We start from the raw sequence: 20,137 nt of genomic DNA, 5'->3' as shown, positions 1-20,137 counted from the left end.
CCCGGATGATCACGAGGCCCCGGAGCTGCTGCGGATGGCATAATCACGAGGCCCCGTGCACCCGCCCGACGACCGTGCCCAGGCCGAGACCCGGCGGCATTTCCGTTCGCCGTCGGCCGCTTGCCCCGGCTGCCAGCCGGTCATCCGAGAAAGCCGGCGGCATCTTACTACAGGGCCCGATTTGCGCGTCAGGACGCCCCGATGAAAGCCGAAACCCAGTCCCTCGTTCTCCGTGGCATCGCCGCCCTCGTTGTGCTGGCCATCGCCTTTGCCGCCTGGACCACGCTGCGCCCGCCCGCCGACGACGGCAACGTGGTGCGCGGCAATGGCCGCATCGAGGCAACCCAGGTGGATGTCGCCGCACGCGCCGCAGGCAGGGTGGCCGACATCCTGGTCAACGAAGGCGACTTCGTGCGCGCCGGCGACGTCGTCGCGCGCATGGACATGAAGTCGGTCGAAGCCCAGCTCGCGCAGGCGCTGGCCGAGCTCGCCAACGCCCGCAGCGCGCGCCAGACCGCGCTCGCGCTGGTGGCGCAGCGCGAGGCCGACGTCCTGATGAATGAGGCGGTGCTGGTGCAGCGCCGTTCCGAGCTCGACGTCGCCCGCCGCACCAGCGCGCGTTCGCAGGCGCTGCTCTCCGAGCGCGCCACCTCGGCCCAGATCGCCGACGACAACGCCGCCCGCGCGCGCAACGCCGAGGCCAACGTGCGCGTTGCCCAGGCGCAGATCACCGCGGCGCAGGCGGCCGTGGCGGCGACGCGCGCCCAGGTCGCGCAGACCGAGGCCGGCATTGCCGCCGCCGAGGCGGTGGTGGCCCGCCTGCGCACCGACATCGAGGACGGCGTGCTGCGCGCACCGCGCGACGGCCGCGTGCAGTATCGGGTGGTGCAGCCGGGCGAGGTGATCGGCAGTGGCGGCAAGGTGGTCAGCCTGATCGATGTCGGTGACGTGTACATGACCTTCTTCCTGCCCGAGCGCGCCGCCGGCCGCGTGGCGATGGGCAGCGAGGTGCGCATCGTGCTCGATGCCGCACCGCAGTTCGTGATTCCGGCCCAGTTGTCCTATGTGGCCAGCGTCGCGCAGTTCACGCCCAAGACGGTGGAGACCCAGAGCGAGCGCCAGAAGATGGTGTTCCGCGTCAAGGCGCGGGTCGATCCCGAACTGCTGCGCCAGTACCCCGAACAGGTCAAGACCGGCCTGCCCGGCCTCGCTCACGTGCGCCTGGACGCGGCGCGCCCCTGGCCTGCCGCGCTGGAGGTGAAGCTGCCGTGACCGCCCCTGGCGCCACGCCAGCGGTCGTCCGCCTCGATGGGCTGGAGCACCGCTATGGCGCGACACGGGCGGCCGACGGGGTCAGCCTCGACATCCCGGCCGGCCGCATGATCGGCTTCATCGGCCCCGATGGGGTGGGCAAATCCACCTGGCTCGGGCTGATCGCCGGCGCACGAAGGATCCAGCGTGGCCGCATCGAGGTGCTGGGCGGCGACATGGCGAGCGCGCGCCACCGCGCCGCCGTGTGCCCGCGCATCGCCTACATGCCGCAGGGCCTGGGCAAGAACCTCTACCCCACCCTGTCGGTGTTCGAGAACGTCGACTTCTTCGGTCGCCTGTTCGGCCAGTCGCGCAGCGAACGCGAGCGCCGCATTGCCGAGCTGCTCGCCGCCACCGGCCTGGAGGGCTTTGAATCGCGCCCGGCCAACAAGCTGTCGGGCGGCATGAAGCAGAAGCTCGGCCTGTGCTGCGCGCTGATCCACGACCCCGACCTGCTGATCCTCGACGAGCCCACCACCGGCGTCGATCCCCTGTCGCGGCGTCAGTTCTGGGAGCTGATCGAACGCATCCGGCTGCGCCGCCCGGGCATGAGCGTGCTGGTGGCCACCGCCTACATGGAAGAGGCCGAACGCTACGACTGGCTGGTGGCGGTCGATGCCGGCCGCGTGCTGGCGACGGGCACGCCCGCCGAGCTGCGCACGCGCACCGCCAGCGCCAGCCTGGAAGAAGCCTTCCTCGCCCTGCTGCCGCCCGAGCGCCGCAGCGATCACTCGCCCCTGTCCATCCCGCCGCTCGATGCGGGCGAGGTGGTGATCGAGGCGCGCGCGCTGCAGATGCGCTTCGGCGACTTCGTGGCGGTCGACGACGTCAATCTCGACGTCCGCCGCGGCGAGATCTTCGGTTTTCTCGGCTCGAACGGCTGCGGCAAGTCGACCACGATGAAGATGCTCACCGGCCTGCTGCCGCCCACCAAGGGCGAGGCGCGCCTGCTCGGCGAGGTGCTCGATGCGCGCAACATCGACACCCGGCGCCGGGTCGGCTACATGTCGCAGGCCTTTTCGCTGTATGGCGAGCTGTCGGTGCGCCGCAACCTCGAGCTGCATGCCCGCCTGTTCGACCTGCCGGCGCCCGCGGGCGAAGCGCGCATTGCCGAGCTGGCCGCGCGCTTCGAGCTCGCGCCGGTGATGGAGGCCTTGCCCGACGCGCTGCCGCTCGGCATCCGCCAGCGCCTGCAACTGGCGGTGGCGGTGCTGCACCGGCCCGACGTGCTCATCCTCGACGAGCCCACCTCGGGCGTCGATCCGGTGGCGCGCGACCGCTTCTGGGCACTGATCGTGGACCTGTCGCGCCGCGACGGGGTGACCATCTTCATCACCACCCACTTCATGAACGAGGCCCAGCGCTGCAACCGCATCTCGCTGATGCATGCCGGCCGCATCCTCGCCAGCGACACCCCGGCTGCGCTGATGGCGCAGCGCGGTGCCCCCAGCCTCGAGGACGCCTTCGTCGGCTATCTGGCCGAGGCGAGTGGCGTCGAGCCGCCGTCGGCACAGCACGCCGGCCAGGCAGCGGCGGATGCGCCCTTGCCCGCCGCGTCCCCTGCACCGGAGGCGGCGCCGGGTCTGACATCGAGCCCGCCGTCGTCCCCCCGCCGCCCGCCGCGCTTCAGCCTGGCGCGGCTGCTGAGCTTCAGCGCGCGCGAGGCGACCGAGCTGCGCCGCGACCCTTTCCGCCTCACCCTCGCCCTGCTCGGCACCGTGCTGCTGATGCTGGTGATGGGTTACGGCATCACCACCGACGTCGAGAACCTCAACTACGCCGTGCTCGACCACGACCGCAGCACCGACAGCGAGCGCTACACGCTCAACCTGTCGGGCTCGCGCTACTTCTCCGAGCAGGCGCCGCTACTCAGCCACGACGACCTCGACCGCCGCATGCGCAGCGGCGAGCTGGCGCTGGCGCTCGAGATCCCGCCCGGCTTCGGCCGCGAGCTCGCGCGCGGCGCCCGACCCGAGATCGCGATGTGGCTCGACGGCGCGATGCCGATGCGTGCCGAAGTGGCGCGCGGCTACATGCTGGGCGTGCATGCACAGACGCTCGCCGAGGGCGTCGCCGCGGCCACCGGCACCGCGCCTGCGCCACTGGCCGACATCGCCGTGCGCTACCGCTACAACCCCGACATGCTGAGCCTGGTGGCGATGGTGCCGGCGGTGATTCCGCTGCTGCTGGTCTTCATCCCGTCGATGCTGACGGCGCTCGGCGTGGTGCGCGAAAAGGAGCTCGGTTCCATCCTCAACGTCTACACCACGCCGGTGACCAAGCTCGAGTTCCTGCTCGGCAAGCAGCTGCCCTACATCGCGCTGTCGCTGTTCAACTTCGCGCTGCTGTTCGTGCTCGCGATCACGCTGTTCGGCGTGCCCTTCAAGGGCAGCCTGCCAACGCTGGTCCTCGGCGCCCTGCTCTACGTCACCGCCACCACCGGCCTCGGCCTGCTGATGTCGACGCTGACGGACAGCCAGGTGGCGGCGATGGCGGGCACCTCGATCGGCACCCTGCTGCCGGCGATCCAGTTCTCCGGCATGATGGACCCGGTGTCCTCGCTCGAGGGCGTGGGCGCCCTCATCGGCCAGGCCTACCCGACCACCCACTTCCTCAACATCAGCCGCGGCACCTTCGCCAAGGCGCTCGACTTCGGCGACCTGTGGGCCGCCTTCGTCCCGCTGCTGATCGCGATCCCGGTGCTGACCCTGGCCTCGGTGCTGCTGCTGAAGAAGCAGGCGCGCTAGGCGCCGGGCCACCGGACCGGGACAGAGGCAAGGACGCCCCCATGCACACGCGCGGCACGCTGAGAAACACCTGGCACCTCGGCATCAAGGAGTTCCACAGTCTGCTCGGCGACTGGACGATGCTGTTCCTGATCGTGTTCATGTTCACCGGCTCGATCTACGCCGACGCCCGCGCCCGCCCGGAGAGCCTGCAACGCGCCGCCATCGCGATCGCGGACGAGGACCGCTCGCAGTTGTCGGCCCGCATCGTCGCCGCGCTGCAGCCGCCGCAGTTCATCACGCCCGAGATGATCGAGCTGGCCGACATCGACAAGGGCATGGACGCCGGCCGCCACACCTTCGTGCTCGACATCCCGCCCAACTTCCAGCGCGACGTGCTGGCCGGGCGCTCGCCGGCGCTGCAGCTCAATGTGGACGCCACCCGCCAGAGCCAGGCCCAGACCGGCACCGGCTACATCCAGAGCATCATCAACGACGAGGTGCGCGCCTTCGTGCAGGGCTACCCCTCGGTCACGCCGCAAGCGGTGGAGCTGGTGCCGCGCGCGCTGTTCAACCCCAACCTGACGCAAGGCTGGTTCGCCGCCGTCACCGCCATCATCAACAACATCACCATGCTGGGCATCCTGCTCACCGGCGCGGCGCTGATCCGCGAGCGCGAGCACGGCACCATCGAGCACCTGCTGGTGATGCCGGTGACGCCGCTCGAGATCATGCTGTCCAAGGTCTGGTCGATGGCGGTGGTGGTGCTGGTGGCCTCGTCCTTCTCGCTGCAGGTCGTGGTCAAGATCGCGCTGGGCGTGGTGGTGCCGGGCTCGGCCCTGCTGTTCGCGCTCGGCACCCTGCTCTACCTGTTTGCCGCCACCTCGATCGGCATCTTCATGGGCACCCTGGCGCGCAACATGCCGCAGTTCGGCCTCATGTCCATCCTGGTGTTGCTGCCGCTGCAGATCCTGTCGGGCGCGCTGACCCCGCGCGAGAGCATGCCCGAGCTGGTGCGGGTACTGATGTCCTTCGCCCCCACCACGCACTACGTCGGCCTTGCCCAGGGGGTGCTGTTCCGCGATGCGGGGATCGCCGTGGTGTGGCCCGAGTTCGTCATGGTCGCCCTCATCGGCGCGGTCTTCTTCGCCCTCGCCCACCACCGCCTGCGCCACACGATCGGCCAGATGCAGGCCTGACCCCCGGGCCTGTCGTGCGCAGGCAACGACGCCCGGCCGCTGCCGCTTGAGTCGGCCCCGGCTTGCGCTCATCATTGCCGCCTTCGCGCATTCCGCGCTCACCCCCTTGCTCTGCAAACCATGACCTCCATCGCGCAGTCGCCGGCCTGGCAGGCGCTCGGCAGACACTGTCAGCTCGTCCAGTCGCAACAGCTTACGGCCCTGTTTGCCGCCGACCCCGGGCGCGCCGGGCGCATGCAGGCCGAGGCCTGCGGCCTCGTCCTCGACTACTCCAAGAACCGCCTCACCGACGACACGCTGCGCCTGCTGCTGCAGCTCGCGCGCGAGGCAGGCGTTGCCGAGCGCAGCCGCGCGATGTTCGAAGGCGAGCGCATCAACGTCACCGAGGGCCGCGCCGTGCTGCACAGCGCGCTGCGCGCTGCGCCCGACACCGCGCTGATGCTCGATGGACGCGACGTGGTCGCCGACGCAGCCGCGGTGCGCGCGCGCGTGGCGGCCTTTGCCGAGCGCGTGCGCGCCGGCCAATGGCGCGGCTACGGCGGCGAGGCGATCACCGATGTGGTCAACATCGGCATCGGCGGCTCCGACCTCGGCCCCTTGATGGTGTGCGAGGCGCTCAAGGATCTGGCCCACCCGCGGCTGCAGATGCACTTCGTGTCCAACGTCGACGGCGTGCAGCTCGACGACGTGCTGCGCCAGGCCGACCCGCGGCGCACGCTGTTCATCGTCGCCTCCAAGACCTTCACCACCCAGGAGACGCTCACCAACGCGCACGCCGCACGGCGCTGGCTGGTCGCGCATGCGGGCGACGAGCGCGCGGTGGCGCGCCACTTCGTCGCCGTGTCGACCCAGGCCGACGCGGTGCGTGCCTTCGGCATCGACGCCGACAACATGTTCGGCTTCTGGGACTGGGTCGGCGGGCGCTTCTCGCTGTGGAGCGCGATCGGCCTGCCGATCGTGCTGCAGATTGGGGCCGAGCAATTCGACGCCCTGCTGGCCGGCGCGCGCGCGATGGACGCGCACTTTCGCAGCGCGCCGCCGGAGGCGAACCTGCCGCTGCTGATGGCGCTGATCGGCATCTGGAACATCGACTTCCTCGACGCCCCGACCCAAGTCATCGCCCCCTACCACCAACGCCTGCACCGCCTGCCCGCCTTCCTGCAGCAGCTCGACATGGAGTCGAACGGCAAGTCGGTGCGCGCCGATGGCAGCCCGGTCGGCTGCCACACCAGCCCGGTGATCTGGGGCGAACCGGGCATCAACGGACAGCACGCCTACTTCCAGATGCTGCACCAGGGTACGCGCTTCGCGCCGGTGGACTTCGTCGGCGTGCTCGAGGCCCCCGCGGAGCGCGCCGACGCGGCCCGCATCGCCTTCGCCAACATGGTGGCGCAGGCCGAGGCGCTGATGCGTGGCAAGTCCGCCGCCGAGGTCGAGGCCGAGATGCGCACGGCCGGCATCGGTGCCGATCGCATCGCGCAGCTGCTGCCGCACCGCAGCTTTGCCGGCAACCGGCCGAGCAACACCCTGCTGCTCGAGCGCCTCGATGCGCCTACGCTGGGTGCGCTGATCGCGCTGTACGAGCACCGCACCTTCGTGCAGGGCGTGGTGTGGGGCCTGAACTCCTTCGACCAGTGGGGCGTGGAGCTCGGCAAGCAGCTCGCCGCACGCGTGCTCGAGGATCTGGACGCGCCGGCCGACCGCCACGCGCATGACGGCAGCACCGCCGCGCTCATCGCGCGCTACCGGAGGCAGCACCCGAAGCAGGGGTAGGCACCGCGGCCACCGCCCGCTGCGAGGCACGACAGATGAATCTGCGGTTGGTGTTCGGCGGCGGATTTGCCTACATTCAGATCAGCCGCGGGTCGAGCTACACCGCCCTCGGCCGGTATCCGCAATGCGTCAGAGCGGGGAGACACGAGATGACGGTCCTGTATGTGGGGAGGCTTGCAGGCTTCACGGCCGTGCGCGCGCGCCGGGCATCGTTCGGCTCCCGTGCACGCGCCCGCTCGAGGATGCGCCGATGCCACCAATGAGCCCATCGCCGGCCATCGCCGCCCTGCTCGAGTTCGCGCGTGAAGAGCCCGATGTGCGGGTCCGCTTGGCAGCGTTGGCGGCGACGCTGCATCTCGAGCTCACCCCCGCCCAGCGTGGGGAGCTTGCGCAGGCCACCTGCGCCGTGATCGACAGCTTTCCCGCCGCCGCCTACCCGCGCCACCTTGCTCTCGCGCTGGCAGCCCGCATCCCGCAGCGCAGCCTGCGCGAGCGCCTGCATGCGCTGGCTGCCGACCCTGCTGAGGCCGACGCCGAGGCCGTCGCCAGCGCGCTCGAGGCCGCTGGCGACCCGATCCGCATCGTGCCGCTGCTGGCTGGGCTGCATCAGGGCAGGACGGCGAACTACCGACTGCTCGCGGCGCTGCCGATCGAGCGCGCGCTCGAAAGTGCCGCCGAGCTGCCGGAGCCGCGCAATGGCATCGCCGAGGACGCCCGCTTCTGGTGGGCGCTCGCGCGCGCCCGCCTCGGCGACTTGTCGCCGCTCGAGAGCCTCTTCTACGCGGACGACAACCTGCCCTTCCTGTTCTGGGATGAGCCTTGGTCGGCCTATGAGCAGATCGCGGCGATCAAACCGCTGCCGCCGCGCCAGCATGCCCAGTTGCTGGCGCTGCTGGCCCAGGCCGACGCCGACGAGGCCGCCGGCACATTGGACCCCGAGCAGGCGCGCGCGCTTCGCCTCACCGTGTGGGCCGCCACGGGCACCGCCGACGCCGAGGGCACTCCCCTCCGCGCGCTGCCCGCGGCTGGGCATCCTGGCCTCGAAGTGCCCGGCGCGGGCCACCTGGATATCGCCGCGCTCCTCGCAGGCCCAGCCGCCGACACGCAGCCGGTGCCGACCGATGCGCAGCTCGCGGCCCTGATCGCGGGCGAGCCGGCCGCGTACTTCATCCCCCGACTGCTGGCCCTCGCGGGTCCGGAGCGGCCGAGCGAGGCACGCATCCGAGCCCTTGGCCTCATCGCGCTCGCCGCCGACCTTCGGGCCGGCCGACCGGTGGCGCCCCATCGCCGCGCCGCCGACTTCATGCGCAATCTGCCGCGCCCCGAACCTGTCATCGATGCCCAGGTGATCACCGCCGCACGTGCAGCCGACGATCTGACAGCCGCCCCATCCAGCAGGCCGCAACTGGCCTCGCACGCCCGCGCGGCCCACGGCGCGCGCTCGATGGCCGCGCCGCACACCGGCGCAGGCGAGGCCGACCAGCGCCGGGTCAATGCGCTGATCATCGTCGATGGCCTCGTCCGGCTGCGTTTCGTGGCTGGGCGCCGGCAGTTCATCCGCTGCTGGATTGGCCTGCCGCAGGCGCAGGCGGCGGCGGCCGACGCGCCCATCCCCACCGTCGACATCCCGGACGAAGGCCTGGCGCTCAGCGTCGAGCTGTGCTGGCAGGGGCAAGGTGCCGCCGGGCTGATCCACCTGCCCGCCAAGCGCAGCGCCCGCAGCGAGGACTGCGACCTGCCCATCGACGTGCCGGAGGGCATCGACCAGCTCGAAGCCGAGCTGCTGTTCCGCTTCAAGGGCAAGGTCTTCGAGGCGGTCAGGCTGACGGCCGCGGTCGAGCACGAGGGCCGCCCCGCCGCCACCGGCGCCGATCTGCAGCTCGCCGTGCAGTTTGGCCAGCGCGCGGTGATCGAGCTGCCCGAGCGCAGCGCCTTCGATGCCACGATCACCTTCGGCTCGGCCGAGATGCGGGTGTTTGCCGGCAAGGGCGGCAAGATCTTCGACCTCGGCAGCACCAGCGCCCTGGTGCGGCTGCTCAACGACAAGCTCTTCCTCAAGGACGTGTCGCTGGTGCGGCGGCGCAGCCAGCAGGGCGTGGATGAGCGCGACGCCGTGCTCGACGCCGACGACCCGGATGTGCTCGAACTCTTCTGCGACCTCGCGCGCCACGGCGCCACGCTGTATCAGGATCTGCGCAGCCAGGGCTTCGTCGATCCGGGCGAGCGTCTGCAACTGGTCAATCACGACCCCAAGCGCTATGTGCCGCTCGAATTTGTCTACGACCGCGGTTTTCCGCGGCGCGGCGCGCGCCTGTGTGCAGGCTGGCAGGCGGTTCTGGGGGGCGAGGCCGTGCGCTGCCCGGCCTGTGACGCGACTGAGGCGGCCGCGGCCGGCGGCGGGCGCAGCGACACGATCTGCCCACTCGGCTTCTGGTCGATCCGCAAGGTGATCGAGCGCACCGACCCCGCACGGCTGCAGGACCTGTCCACCCCCACTGCCCCCCGCCGCCGCCTGCGCGCGCTCAACGCGGCGCTATGCGCCAGCAGTGACAAGGTGCCCGAGGACAATCGCGCCGAGCTGGGAGCAACGCTGGCCGCGGCGATTCCGGCCGCCACGGTGGTGAGCGACTGGGCGCAATGGGAGGCGGCCGTCGCGCGCGACGCCCCGCCGCTGCTGATCCTGCTCGCCCACCACGACCTGGACGACGGGCTGGACTATCTCGAGATCGGCAGCGAAGCCCTCGACGAAGAGCTCAAGTGGCGCTTCCGTCCCGAGCTCAACGAGCGCCTGATCAACCCGCCGCCGGTCGAACCCGGGCCGATCGTGCTGCTGCTGGGCTGCCTCACCGCCGCCGACAACGCGGAGATGGGCTACAGCGGCCTGGCCAACACCTTCACCGCCTTTCGCGCCGGCGTGGTGCTCGGCACCCTGGCCAAGATCCTCGGCCGCCATGCCGCGCCGCTGGCGAGCGAGCTGGTGTCGGAGCTGGTCGCCGTCGACATGCCGGACGCCGACTTCGGCACCGTGATGCGCCGCGTGCGTCGGCGCATGCTGGGCCGCGGCTACCTGATGGCGCTGAGCCTGGTCAGCCTGGGCGACGCCGAGTGGCACCTGCCGCAGTCCCACCCGGGCCAGGCGCGTCCGCCCGCCGACACCGCCGCACCGCCCTGACACCACGAGGAGTCCTGCCATGTTCCGCATCGAGATGCTGCCCGCCGCGCACGGCGACTGCCTGTGGATCGAGTACGGCAGCGGCAGTGCCATCCACCGCCTGCTCATCGATGGCGGGCCCGCCCACACCTATCCGGCGCTGCGCGAGCGCATCCTGCACCTGCCGGCGGCCGAGCGCCGCTTCGACCTGCTGGTGATCACCCATGTCGATGCCGACCATATCGAGGGCGTGATCCGCCTGCTGCTCGACGCCGAGGCCCTGCAGTGCCGCTTCGACCGCATCTGGTTCAATGGCCGCGAACAGCTCAATGCCGTGCCCGACCCGGCCGGCCAGCCGCTCGGCGCCTTGCAGGGCGAGATGCTGGGCGTGCTGATCGCCGACTACGAGGCGCGCACCGGCGAGTCGGTGTGGAACCGCGACTTCGCGCGCGGCCCGGCTGCGGTCGACCGCAACCAGCCCACCCTGCCGGTGGTGGCGCTGCCCGGCGACTGCCGGCTCACCCTGCTGTCACCCGACCATGCAGCCCTGCTCACGCTCAAGGACCGCTGGACGCAGGAACTGCGCAAGGCCCGCATCAGCTCGGGCGACACGGCCGCGCTGCGCGCCCGCCTGGCGGCCAGCCGCAGCCTGCGCCCGCTCGGCGACGTGCTGGGTGCAGAGGAGGACGAGGAGGAGACGGCGGCCATGGCCGACCGCTTCGAGCTGCCGGCCGACGATGACAGCGACCTGGGCGCGCAGTTGGAGGACGCGCTTGGCAGCGGCAGTGGCGAACCGGGCGCGGACGCCCCCTTCGGCGGCGACCGCAGTCCGGCCAATGGCAGCAGCATCGCCTTCGTGCTCGAGTACCCAGCGGCCAGGCCGCAGGCGCGCGTGCTGCTTGCAGGCGACGCCTGGCCGGCGGTGCTCGAGGCCTCGCTCGCGCAATGGCTCGATGCGCCCGACCAGGTTCTGACGCTGAACGCGTTCAAGCTGCCGCATCACGGCAGTGTCGCCAACCTGAGCGAGGCCCTGCTCGCGCGCCTGCGCTGCAGCCATTACCTGGTGTCGACCAGTGGCGCGCTGTTCCGCCACCCGCATGCGCGTGCGATCGACCTGCTGCTGCTGCAGCACAAGGGCGCGGGGCGGCCGCAACTGCACTTCAACTACCTGACGCGCTGCACCGAGCCCTGGAGCCGAAGCGACGACCAGTCGGCGCGCGGCTATCGCGCCCATCATCCGAAGGGCGTATCGCTGGAAATTTGAAACACCGTGCCGCCTGCCTTGTCACATCGGGCACCTGGCGCCGGCGCAGCCCACACCCACGCGCCCGACGCCATCACGACACCCATCACCACAACGACAGGACAAGCACAGGCATGAGCGGTTATCTCGACCACGGTAAGTGGAAGCAAGGCTGGTACGACACCGAGGACACGCAGGGCGAATTCGTCCGCACGGTGACCGAGTTTCGCCACGACGTCGGCCCCGACTCGCCCTTCCCGGCCGCGGCCGGCCGCTACCATCTCTACGTTTCACTGGCCTGCCCGTGGGCCCACCGCACGCTCATCGTGCGCAGCCTCAAGGGGCTCGAAGCCGTGATCCCGGTTTCGGTGGTCGAGCCGGTGATGTCCGACCAAGGCTGGGCCTTCAGCGCCGCCCTGCCCGACCATGCCAACGGCTTCGAGCATGCGCACCAGCTGTACACCGCGGCAAAGGCGGACTTCAGCGGCCGCGTCACCGTCCCCGTCCTGTGGGACACGAGGACGCGGACAATCGTCAACAACGAATCGGCCGAGATCATCCGCATCTTCAACCGCGCCTTCGACGAATGGGGCGACGCCCGGGTCGATCTCTACCCGGAAGCCCTGCGCGCCGAGATCGACGACATCAACGCCTTCATCTACGACAGCATCAACAATGGCGTCTATCGCTGCGGCTTCGCCACCCGCCAGGCCGCCTACGAGCAGGCCTTCGAGCGCCTGTTCGCCGCCCTCGACCACATCGAGGCCCGCCTGTCGGCGCACGATTGGCTGGTCGGCGATCAGCCCACCGAGGCCGACTGGCGCCTGTTCACCACCCTGATCCGCTTCGACGCGGTCTATGTCGGGCACTTCAAGTGCAACCGCCAGCGCATCGCCGACTTCCCCCAGCTGTCGCGCTACCTGCGCCGGCTCTATCATGTGCCCGGCGTGGCGCGCACGGTGGATTTCGACCACATCAAGCGCCATTACTACATGAGTCACCCGCACATCAATCCGACACGCATCGTGCCTGCAGGACCCAGGCTCGAGCTCTGAGCGGCACCGCGCCAACCTCCGCCTCACCTCACCCTTCCCGCCCCGACCGAGCCATGACCGGCCCCCTGTCCAACACGCCCCTGCTGCCGCTGCTGCTGCTCTACGGCCTGATGCTGCCCGTCACCGCGATGGTGCCGGTGCTGCCCGACTTCACCGCCCAGCGCTTTCCCGGCCTGGGCCAGTTCGCCAGCCACCTGTTCATGTCGGTCAACATGATCGGGGCGCTGGTCGGCGCGCCGGTGGCAGGGGTGCTGTCCGACCGCCTGGGCCAGCGCAAGGCGCTCGCGGTGACCGCGCTGGCGGTCAATGGCCTGACCCTGCTCGGCATTGCCTGGGCCTACCAGCGTGCGGACAGCTATGCGCTGCTGCTCGGGCTGCGTCTGGTCGAGGGCTTTGCCCACATGTCGGCACTGTCGCTGCTGATGGCGCTCGGCGCCGACCAGCCGGGCAAGGCCGGTCTCGGTGCCCGCATGGGCGCGGTGGGGGCCTCGATCAGCCTGGGCGTGGCGACTGGCGCGCCGCTGGGCGGCTTCGTCGGCGGTGTCGACCCGCTGTGGGTGCCGCTCGGCGGCGGGCTGCTGTCGCTCGCGCTGGCGCTGGCCGGCGCGATCGGCCTGGCCGACGCGGCGCACGGACGCCCGCGCATGGCGGTGGGCGAGATCGTGCACACCCTGCGCAGCCGCCGCCCCTTGCTGGTGCCGCTCGCGTTTTCCTTTGCCGATCGCCTGACGGTGGGTTTCATCGTATCCACGCTGTCGCTCTACCTCGGCCTGGTGATCGGCTTCGATGCGCGCCAGATCGGCCTGGCAATGGCGGCCTTCCTGATCCCGTTCTCGGTCCTCACCTATCCTGCCGGGCGCCTGTCGCGGCACTGGGATCCGCTCGCGATGATGGTCAGCGGCAGCGTGCTGTACGGCGTGTTCCTCGCCGTGCTCGGCTTCCTCCCCGGCAGCCTGATCCTGCCGGCGATGGCAGTGGGCGGGGTGATCGCGGCGCTGATGTACGCGCCCTCGCTGGTGCTGGCCGCGCACTACGGCGGCAGCGACTGCCGCGCGAGCGCGCTCGCTGCCTTCAACATGGCGGGCTCGCTCGGCTTCGCCAGCGGCCCGCTGCTAAGCAGCAGCCTGCTGGCCGTGTTCTCGCTCGGGCTTGCCGCCCCCTATCCGGCGGTGTTCGTCGTCATCGGCATGATCGAGGTCGTGCTCGCCCTCGTCGTGCTGGCCATGGTGCGCCGAGGCCGCCTCGCCGAAATCGGCGCGCGCGCCTGAGCCCCCCTGATTCGCCGGCAAACATGAAACTGTCTCGCCTCTACCAGCCGCAGGACCGCCGCTTCTGGCTGATGATCGTGCTCAACCTGTTGTCCGCCGTGCTCGCCTGGGTGCTGCGCAGCGTCCCGCTGGTGCCACTGGCGATGGGGGTGGTGGCGCTGTTCGCGCTCGGCAATGCCGTGCTCGGCATCCGCCTCGCGCTCGATCTGATGCGCGACACGCCGCCGGGCGGGGGCGGAGCCGGCGCCTCAGACGTCCGGCGTTAGCCCGCATTTCTCACAGATAGGAGGCGCATCGCGGCCGGAAATATGAGAAAGTTGTTTTGCGAGAACGACTTAACCATACCCCGGAGGAACCCGCGATGCCGACACAGTGTACCGGACGAAGCCAAGGCGCGGGGCGCATTGAGGGCCGCCAGGTGGCGGTGGATTTCGACGGTGGGCAGATCAGCTCGGATGCGGGCGCCCTGTTGCTGCGCGAGGTCGATCGCACCTTGCGGTTGACCGAGCGGGTGGCGGCCTGCTTCGAGGATGGGCGCGATCCGGAACTGATCGAACACACCGTGCACACGCTGGTGATGCAACGGATCGTGGGGATCGCGCTCGGCTACGAGGACCTGAACGATCACGACCAGTTGCGCCGTGACCCGGTGCTGGCCACGCTGGCCGGCAAGCTCAGCGCCCGGCGCAAGGGCTGCGAGCCGCTGGCGGGCAAGTCGACCTTGAACCGGCTCGAACATGCCCCCGACACCAAGGACGGTTCGCGCTACCACAAGATCGCCCACGATCCGGCGGCCTTCGAGTCGCTGTTCGTCGATTGCTTCATCGAGGCGCATGAGCAGGCGCCCGACGAGATCATCCTCGATCTGGACGCCACCGACGACCCGCTGCATGGTCAGCAGGAAGGGCGCTTCTTCCATGGCTACTACGGCGGTTACTGCTATTTGCCGCTGTACATCTTCTGCGGCCGGCACCTGCTTGCCGCCAAGCTGCGCCGGGCCAACACGGACGCCTCGGCCGGCAGTGTTGAAGAGCTCGAACGCATCGTCACCCAGATCCGCCGCCACTGGCCCGAGGTACGCATCGTGCTGCGTGCCGACTCGGGCTTTGCGCGCGATGCCTTGATGAGCTGGTGCGAAGACGAGCGCATCGACTTCGTCTTCGGGCTGGCCAAGAACGACCGGCTCAAAGCCCAGATCGACTCCGAGATGAACGAGGCGCAGGCCGAATGCGCCCAGACCGGCAAGCCTGCGCGGCGGTTTCGCGACTTCACCTACCGCACCCTCGACAGCTGGTCGCGCACACGGCGCGTCGTCGGCAAGGCCGAACAGCTACCGGGCAAGGCCAATCCGCGCTTCATCGTCACCAGCCTGGATGCCCGGCGCTGGCCGGCGCGCGAACTGTATGAGGCGCTGTACTGCGCTCGCGGTGAGATGGAGAACCGCATCAAGGAATGCCAACTGCATCTATTCGCCGACCGCACCTCGACGGCCACGATGCGGGCCAACCAGCTGCGGCTGTGGTTCGCCTCCTTCGCCTACGTCATGCTCGAAGCGCTGCGCCGCATCGGGCTGGCCGGCACCGAACTGGCCGATGCCACCTGCGAGAGCCTGCGCCTGAAACTGCTCAAGATCGGCGCGCGGGTCAAGATCAGCGTGCGCCGCATCCACGTCAGCATGGCCAGCAGTCATCCGTTCCAGACCGCCTGGCGCCTGGCCCAAGCCAGACTCGCACCCGGCTGATCCGCCACGCCCCCTTGGTCCTGCTGATCCGATCGCGCACCCGTTCGCGCGAGGCGGTCTCATGCCCGAACAGCGCCGCTTGCCCCCTCAACGTACCTGACCGCCCGCAGAACCTCACCCGCCAGCCCTCGATTGGCCGCTTGCGGGACCGCACCCTCAAGGTCACGGCGACGCGTGAAGCAAAAAGCCGCGCCACCGGGGGCGAATCGTGAGGGTGTGAGAAATGCGGGTTAGGTAGGTGCGCTCGGGCTTGTGCGTTCGGCTGCGGAGCAGCACCGGCACGGTGTCGCCCGGCGCCGGCGCCGGAGCAGGGACAGCGGCAGGGGCACCCTCCTCGCGTTCGACCTCGACCACGCCGCCGCGCACGCCCCAGTTCACCACCTCGATGCGGCCGTCGTAGTGCTCGACGATGGCGCTGCAGGTGTCGACCCAGTCACCGCAGTTGAGGTAGCGCACCTTGCCGATGCGACGGTCAGCCGGCCAGTGGATGTGGCCGCAGACCACGCCGTCGACTCCGCGCTGCTGGGCGGCGTGGGCGACCGCGTCCTCGAAGTCGAAGATGAAGCTCACCGCCTTCTTCACCTTCTGCTTGGCATAGCCGGCCAGTGACCAGTAGCCCGGGATGCGCAGCAGCCGGCGCGCGCGCGACAACAGCAAGTTGATGCGCACCAGGGCGTTGTAGCCGACGTCGCCGAGCACCGCGACCCAGCGGTGGTGGCGGGTGACCTGGTCGTACTCGTCGCCATGCACCAGCCAGTAGCGACGGCCATCGAGGGTCTCGTGAATCCATTCGGACTCGACGCGGATGTCGCCAAAGGCGACGCCTGCGTATTCGCGCAGGGCCTCGTCGTGATTGCCGGGGATGAAGAACACCTGGCAGCCGTGGCGGGCTCGCCGCAGCACCTTCTGCACCACGGTGTTGTGCGAGGCCGCCCACTGCACGCTGCGGTTCATCGCCCAGAAGTCGATGATGTCGCCGAGCAGGTAGAGATACTCGGACTCGTAGGTCTTGAGGAATCCGAGCAGGCTGTCGGCCTGGCAGGCCCGCGTGCCGAGGTGGACGTCGGAGATGAAGATCGCACGTACGCGCTGCATCAGCGGCTCACCTCCCGAACGCCGATGGCGGCGGCCTCACGGACGCCGCTGCCCTGGCGCCAGACACGCACGAGGGCAGCGGCAAAGGCGTCGTTCACCCGTTCCCAGTCGATGCCGCGCGCCGTCTCGCGGGCGTGGCGGCCCAGGCTGGTGCGCAGCGCATCGGCGGCGGCCAGCTGGACCGCGCGTTCGATGAAGCCTTCCTCGTCGCCACAACGCACCACCGCGCCGTTGCCGAGATCCTGGATCACCTCGGCGGCGGCGGCGTAGTCGTAGGCGAGCGGGCACACCCCGCTCGCCATCGCCTCGAGGGTGACGTTGCCGAAGGTCTCGGTCAGGCTGGGGAACAGGAACAGGTCGGCCGAGGCGTAGTGGGTCGCAAGCTCCTCGCCATGGCGCATGCCGGCGAGCACGACCTCGGGGTGCGCGCGCCCGATGCTGTCGCGCAACGGGCCGTCACCGACCAGGATCATCCTGGCGTCGGGCCGCTGCTGGCGGATCGCGGCGAAGGCGCGCAGCGCCAGGCCGAGGTTCTTCTCCGGGGCGACGCGGCCGACGCAGAGCACCGCCAGCCCGTCCACCGCAACGCCCCACTCGCGGCGCAGGGCCTCGCTGCGACGGGCCGGCGAGTACAGCGCGGTGTCGACCCCGCGCGAGATCACCTCGATGCGTTCGTAGCCCTGGGTGGCGAGATCGCGTGCCAACGCCGAGGTCGGTACGTAGGTGGCGGCGGTGCGGTTGTGGAAGCGGCGCAGGTAGGCCGCCACCGGCTGGCGCAGCCAACCGACGCCGTAGTGCGCGCTGTAGTGGTCGAAATTGGTGTGGAAGTCCGAGGTCACCGGCACGCGCAGCTTGTTGGCCGCGGTCACCGCCGTCCACCCCAGGGGGCCTTCGGTAGCGACATGGACCAGGTCCGGGCGCTGGCGCGACCATTCGCGCAGCAGCCGGGCGCGCGCAGGCAGGCCGAGCTTGAGGCCGTCGTAGCGCGGCAGGCGCAGGCCGCGCGACAGCAGCTCCTGCAGGCCATGGGTGCTGAGCGCGGTGTCGGCCGGCGTCTGGCGCGGGCGCACGAGCTGGACGCTGTGGCCGCGGCCGATGAGGCCATCGACCATGCGCTTGAGCGTCATCGCCACGCCGTTGACTTCCGGCGGCCAGGTCTCGGTCACCAGTGCGACCCGCAGACGCGGCGACTGGCAGAGCTCTTCGGTCGTGAAATCGAGCGTTCTCATGGCGCCGCAGCATAGGCGGCGCACAAGTCAGCCACGTTAAGCCGGCGTTGCCGGCAGATGACGGTCGTTCAGCGCCGCAGCGGCGCGTCCAGCGCGGCGACGATGGCGGGGTCGTAGTTGTAGATGTCGTTGCGCAACTGCAGCGCGCCGGTCTCATCCAGGCTGGCGGTACTGTAATGCAGCAGCACCGTCACCTCGCGGCCGACACCCACGGTGCGCGTGCGGCCGCTGTCGAGCGCGCTGTCGAGGGCCTCGGCGCTCCAGCGCAGCGGATCGTCGAGCAGCAGCAAGGCGAGCTCGGCGGGTTTCTCCACGCGCACGCAGCCCGAGCTGAGCGCGCGCTCGGCGCGACGGAACAGGGACGGTGCGTTGGTGTCGTGCAGGTAGATCGAGTAGCGGTTCGACAGCGAGAACTTGATGCGACCGAGCGAGCCGTCCGGGCCCGAGGCCTGCACGATCATGTACGGAAAGCCGCTGCCGCGTGCGCCGGCCCAGTCGATGTGCTCGGGATCAACCGTCTGCCCGCTGCGGTCGACCACCCGCAGGCGATGACTGGCGAGGTAGCCGGGGTTGCGCACCATGCCCGGAATCACGTCCTCGCGCAGGATGGTGGGCGGCACCACCCACTTGGGGTTGAACACCAGGTTGACCACGCTGTCGCGCAGCGAAGGCGTCTTGCGGGTCGGCCGCCCGACGATGATGCGCGAGGCCCACACCGTCTCGCCGCCAAGGCGCAGATCGGCGTGATAGCCGGTGATGTCGACCAGCAGGCGGTCCTGCTGCAGGTCCTGCGCGACCCAGCGCAGGCGCTCGAGGTTGGCACGGATCTGGTCGGCGCGCTGCGCCGGCGAGGCGTTGAGCGCAGCCAGCGTCTGGCGCCCGATCACGCCATCGACCTCCATCCCATGGCGCTCCTGGAAGCGACGTACGGCGGCCACCAGCGTCTCGTCGTAGCGGTTCGGGTCCGCGGCAGCGAGCCCGGCCTCGCCATCGGCCTGCAGTCGCGCGCGCAGCGCGGCCACGCGCCCGCTGCGCTCGCCCGGGCGCAGCGTCGGCCCGCCCGGCACCTTCGGCCAGTCGCCCAGCGCCGCCAGCGCGCGGTACTGCGCCAGGCCACGCTGCAGCGCCCGATACAGCGGCAGATCGGGCGCGTGAGCGTCGATCGCCGCACGCAGCTCCGCCGCCTGCACCACGCCGGCCAGCTCGACGGCCCGCTCATAGGGGTTGGGGGCGGGGGTGAAGTTCCACTCGCGGTACAGGCTGCGCGGGTCGAGCTTGCCGTAGCGGATCTGGCGCAGCAGCTCGGCGAGCGTGTCGCTCAGCAGCAGCTCGCGCTCGGCGCGGTCGGCGGGCGACAGCGTTGCCGGCTCGGCGGCGGCGGCTGCACGCAGCGCAGCGGGGCGAAAATCGGCCGGATCGAGTCCGTGCTCGCCCGCCGCCTCCACCGCCGCCAGCAGCGCCTGCGCGCGCTGGGTTTGCTCCCAGGCCGGACGGTAGGCGCGTGAGAGGTAGAACAGCGCCACCGTCTCGTCCATGGTCGCCGGGCGCAGGCGCAATTGCTGCTCCAGCACGACGGCGACACCGCCGTGCTCCTGCGCCGTGGTCGGGGCATTTGCGAACTGCAAGCCCGCCTCCTCGCCCACGGCCGCCTGCGGCAGGCTCAGCAGCAGGCCGCCGCAAGTCACGGTCGTTACAAAACTTTTGCCCAAACGCAGCCCGAGATCGTTTAGGATGCCGCGTTCAAGTGCTTGTTCGGACTCATTATTATTCATGTCAAAGATTTCCCGCGATCACGCCGCGCCGCGCCGGCGCCTGTTCCTGAAAGGTCTCGCCACCCTGCCGCTCGGCCTTTCCTTCCACGCTTCGCACGCTGCCCAGCACGACCGCCATCTCGGCTTCCGCCACACCCACACCAACGAGCGCCTTCAGCTCGTCTATCGCAACGGAAACGGTTACATCCAGCCTGCCTTGCAGCGCATGAACTGGTTCTTTCGCGACTTCCGTACGGGTGAGTCTACACGCATGGACCCCCGGCTCTATGACCTGCTCCACGCCCTCAGCATAGCCTGCGGCGGCGACACCTTCGAGATTATCTCGGGCTATCGCTCACCGGCGACCAACAATGCCCTGCGCAAGACCGGCGGTGGCGGCGTCGCCAAGCGCAGCCTGCACATGGACGGCAAGGCCATCGACATCCGCCTGGTCGGGGTGGACACCCGGCGCCTGCGCGATGCCGCACTCGCCCTCGGCGCCGGTGGCGTGGGCTACTACCCGAACTCGGACTTCGTCCATATCGACACCGGGCCGGTGCGGAGCTGGGGACCGCGCGCGGCCTGAAGCCGGACC

The 20,137-nt window shown here is 70.3% G+C and carries 14 protein-coding genes; 11 read left to right on the top strand and 3 right to left on the bottom strand.

Translation table 11 applies throughout. The features are described from left to right. Window positions 1–201: 201 nt before the first annotated feature. The 10 genes from ACMV5O_RS04485 (at window position 202) to ACMV5O_RS04440 (ending at window position 15,467) form a co-directional block, all read left to right on the top strand. The gene (locus ACMV5O_RS04485; protein ID WP_324538273.1) at window positions 202–1,272 is read left to right on the top strand and encodes an HlyD family secretion protein; all 1,071 of its coding nucleotides are present in this window, start codon (window positions 202–204) and stop codon (window positions 1,270–1,272) included. Continuing rightward, window positions 1,269–4,058, top strand: a complete 2,790-nt coding sequence (rbbA, locus tag ACMV5O_RS04480) for a ribosome-associated ATPase/putative transporter RbbA (RefSeq protein WP_416162364.1) — start codon at window positions 1,269–1,271, stop codon at window positions 4,056–4,058. The genes ACMV5O_RS04485 and rbbA overlap by 4 nt, the downstream gene beginning before the upstream one ends. Before the next feature lie 41 nt (window positions 4,059–4,099). Beyond that, window positions 4,100–5,236 (top strand): ABC transporter permease, encoded by a 1,137-nt coding sequence (locus ACMV5O_RS04475; protein ID WP_416162363.1) that lies wholly within the window; start codon window positions 4,100–4,102, stop codon window positions 5,234–5,236. A gap of 120 nt (window positions 5,237–5,356) precedes the next feature. Beyond that, entirely contained in the window at window positions 5,357–7,009 is a 1,653-nt protein-coding gene (pgi, locus tag ACMV5O_RS04470) for a glucose-6-phosphate isomerase (RefSeq protein ID WP_416162362.1), read from the top strand. 259 nt (window positions 7,010–7,268) lie between these two features. Continuing rightward, window positions 7,269–10,181 (top strand): hypothetical protein, encoded by a 2,913-nt coding sequence (locus ACMV5O_RS04465; RefSeq protein ID WP_416162361.1) that lies wholly within the window; start codon window positions 7,269–7,271, stop codon window positions 10,179–10,181. Between the two features lie 19 nt (window positions 10,182–10,200). After that, window positions 10,201–11,424 carry a hypothetical protein gene (locus tag ACMV5O_RS04460; RefSeq protein WP_416162360.1) on the top strand — a complete coding sequence of 408 codons (1,224 nt, stop codon included), beginning with the start codon at window positions 10,201–10,203 and terminating at the stop codon, window positions 11,422–11,424. A 113-nt stretch (window positions 11,425–11,537) separates the two neighbouring features. After that, entirely contained in the window at window positions 11,538–12,458 is a 921-nt protein-coding gene (locus ACMV5O_RS04455) for a glutathione S-transferase family protein (RefSeq protein ID WP_416162359.1), read from the top strand. A gap of 53 nt (window positions 12,459–12,511) precedes the next feature. Next, window positions 12,512–13,726, top strand: a complete 1,215-nt coding sequence (locus ACMV5O_RS04450; RefSeq protein WP_416162358.1) for an MFS transporter — start codon at window positions 12,512–12,514, stop codon at window positions 13,724–13,726. A 23-nt stretch (window positions 13,727–13,749) separates the two neighbouring features. Continuing rightward, window positions 13,750–13,992 carry a hypothetical protein gene (locus ACMV5O_RS04445; RefSeq protein WP_416162357.1) on the top strand — a complete coding sequence of 81 codons (243 nt, stop codon included), beginning with the start codon at window positions 13,750–13,752 and terminating at the stop codon, window positions 13,990–13,992. Window positions 13,993–14,087: 95 nt separating this feature from the next. Further along, window positions 14,088–15,467 carry an IS1380 family transposase gene (locus tag ACMV5O_RS04440; protein WP_416162356.1) on the top strand — a complete coding sequence of 460 codons (1,380 nt, stop codon included), beginning with the start codon at window positions 14,088–14,090 and terminating at the stop codon, window positions 15,465–15,467. Between the two features lie 162 nt (window positions 15,468–15,629). Here ACMV5O_RS04440 and ACMV5O_RS04435 read toward each other — a convergent pair whose 3' ends face one another. The 3 genes from ACMV5O_RS04435 to ACMV5O_RS04425 form a co-directional block, all read right to left on the bottom strand. Then, window positions 15,630–16,562: a UDP-2,3-diacylglucosamine diphosphatase gene (locus tag ACMV5O_RS04435; protein ID WP_416162355.1), complete on the bottom strand. Its 933-nt coding sequence runs from the start codon at window positions 16,560–16,562 to the stop codon at window positions 15,630–15,632. After that, a complete protein-coding gene (locus ACMV5O_RS04430) occupies window positions 16,562–17,791 on the bottom strand; it encodes a glycosyltransferase family 4 protein (protein WP_416162354.1) in 1,230 nt (409 codons plus the stop codon). The genes ACMV5O_RS04435 and ACMV5O_RS04430 overlap by 1 nt, the downstream gene beginning before the upstream one ends. Window positions 17,792–17,859: 68 nt before the next feature. Next, complete coding sequence (locus ACMV5O_RS04425) at window positions 17,860–19,416, bottom strand: L,D-transpeptidase family protein (protein WP_416162353.1); 1,557 nt, start codon at window positions 19,414–19,416, stop codon at window positions 17,860–17,862. 145 nt (window positions 19,417–19,561) lie between these two features. Between ACMV5O_RS04425 and ACMV5O_RS04420 the strand changes: the two genes are divergently transcribed. Beyond that, a complete protein-coding gene (locus ACMV5O_RS04420) occupies window positions 19,562–20,128 on the top strand; it encodes a YcbK family protein (protein WP_324538261.1) in 567 nt (188 codons plus the stop codon). Window positions 20,129–20,137: the final 9 nt, after the last annotated feature.

It is taken from the genome of Thauera sp. WH-1 (assembly GCF_047806685.1).
GTDB lineage: Bacteria > Pseudomonadota > Gammaproteobacteria > Burkholderiales > Rhodocyclaceae > Thauera.
The sequence above is the reverse complement of the archived record's forward strand: the minus strand, read 5'-3'. Positions and strand labels throughout refer to the sequence as shown.

What these genes read in the sequence shown, in the direction of transcription:
- ACMV5O_RS04460 (WP_416162360.1), top strand. Translation starts at nt 10,201, where the DNA reads ATGTTCCGCATCGAGATGCTGCCCGCCGCGCACGGCGACTGCCTGTGG.
- ACMV5O_RS04435 (WP_416162355.1), bottom strand. Translation starts at nt 16,562, where the DNA reads ATGCAGCGCGTACGTGCGATCTTCATCTCCGACGTCCACCTCGGCACG.
- ACMV5O_RS04445 (WP_416162357.1), top strand. Translation starts at nt 13,750, where the DNA reads ATGAAACTGTCTCGCCTCTACCAGCCGCAGGACCGCCGCTTCTGGCTG.
- ACMV5O_RS04430 (WP_416162354.1), bottom strand. Translation starts at nt 17,791, where the DNA reads ATGAGAACGCTCGATTTCACGACCGAAGAGCTCTGCCAGTCGCCGCGT.
- ACMV5O_RS04420 (WP_324538261.1), top strand. Translation starts at nt 19,562, where the DNA reads ATGTCAAAGATTTCCCGCGATCACGCCGCGCCGCGCCGGCGCCTGTTC.
- pgi (WP_416162362.1), top strand. Translation starts at nt 5,357, where the DNA reads ATGACCTCCATCGCGCAGTCGCCGGCCTGGCAGGCGCTCGGCAGACAC.
- ACMV5O_RS04465 (WP_416162361.1), top strand. Translation starts at nt 7,269, where the DNA reads ATGAGCCCATCGCCGGCCATCGCCGCCCTGCTCGAGTTCGCGCGTGAA.
- ACMV5O_RS04455 (WP_416162359.1), top strand. Translation starts at nt 11,538, where the DNA reads ATGAGCGGTTATCTCGACCACGGTAAGTGGAAGCAAGGCTGGTACGAC.
- ACMV5O_RS04475 (WP_416162363.1), top strand. Translation starts at nt 4,100, where the DNA reads ATGCACACGCGCGGCACGCTGAGAAACACCTGGCACCTCGGCATCAAG.
- ACMV5O_RS04485 (WP_324538273.1), top strand. Translation starts at nt 202, where the DNA reads ATGAAAGCCGAAACCCAGTCCCTCGTTCTCCGTGGCATCGCCGCCCTC.
- ACMV5O_RS04440 (WP_416162356.1), top strand. Translation starts at nt 14,088, where the DNA reads ATGCCGACACAGTGTACCGGACGAAGCCAAGGCGCGGGGCGCATTGAG.
- ACMV5O_RS04450 (WP_416162358.1), top strand. Translation starts at nt 12,512, where the DNA reads ATGACCGGCCCCCTGTCCAACACGCCCCTGCTGCCGCTGCTGCTGCTC.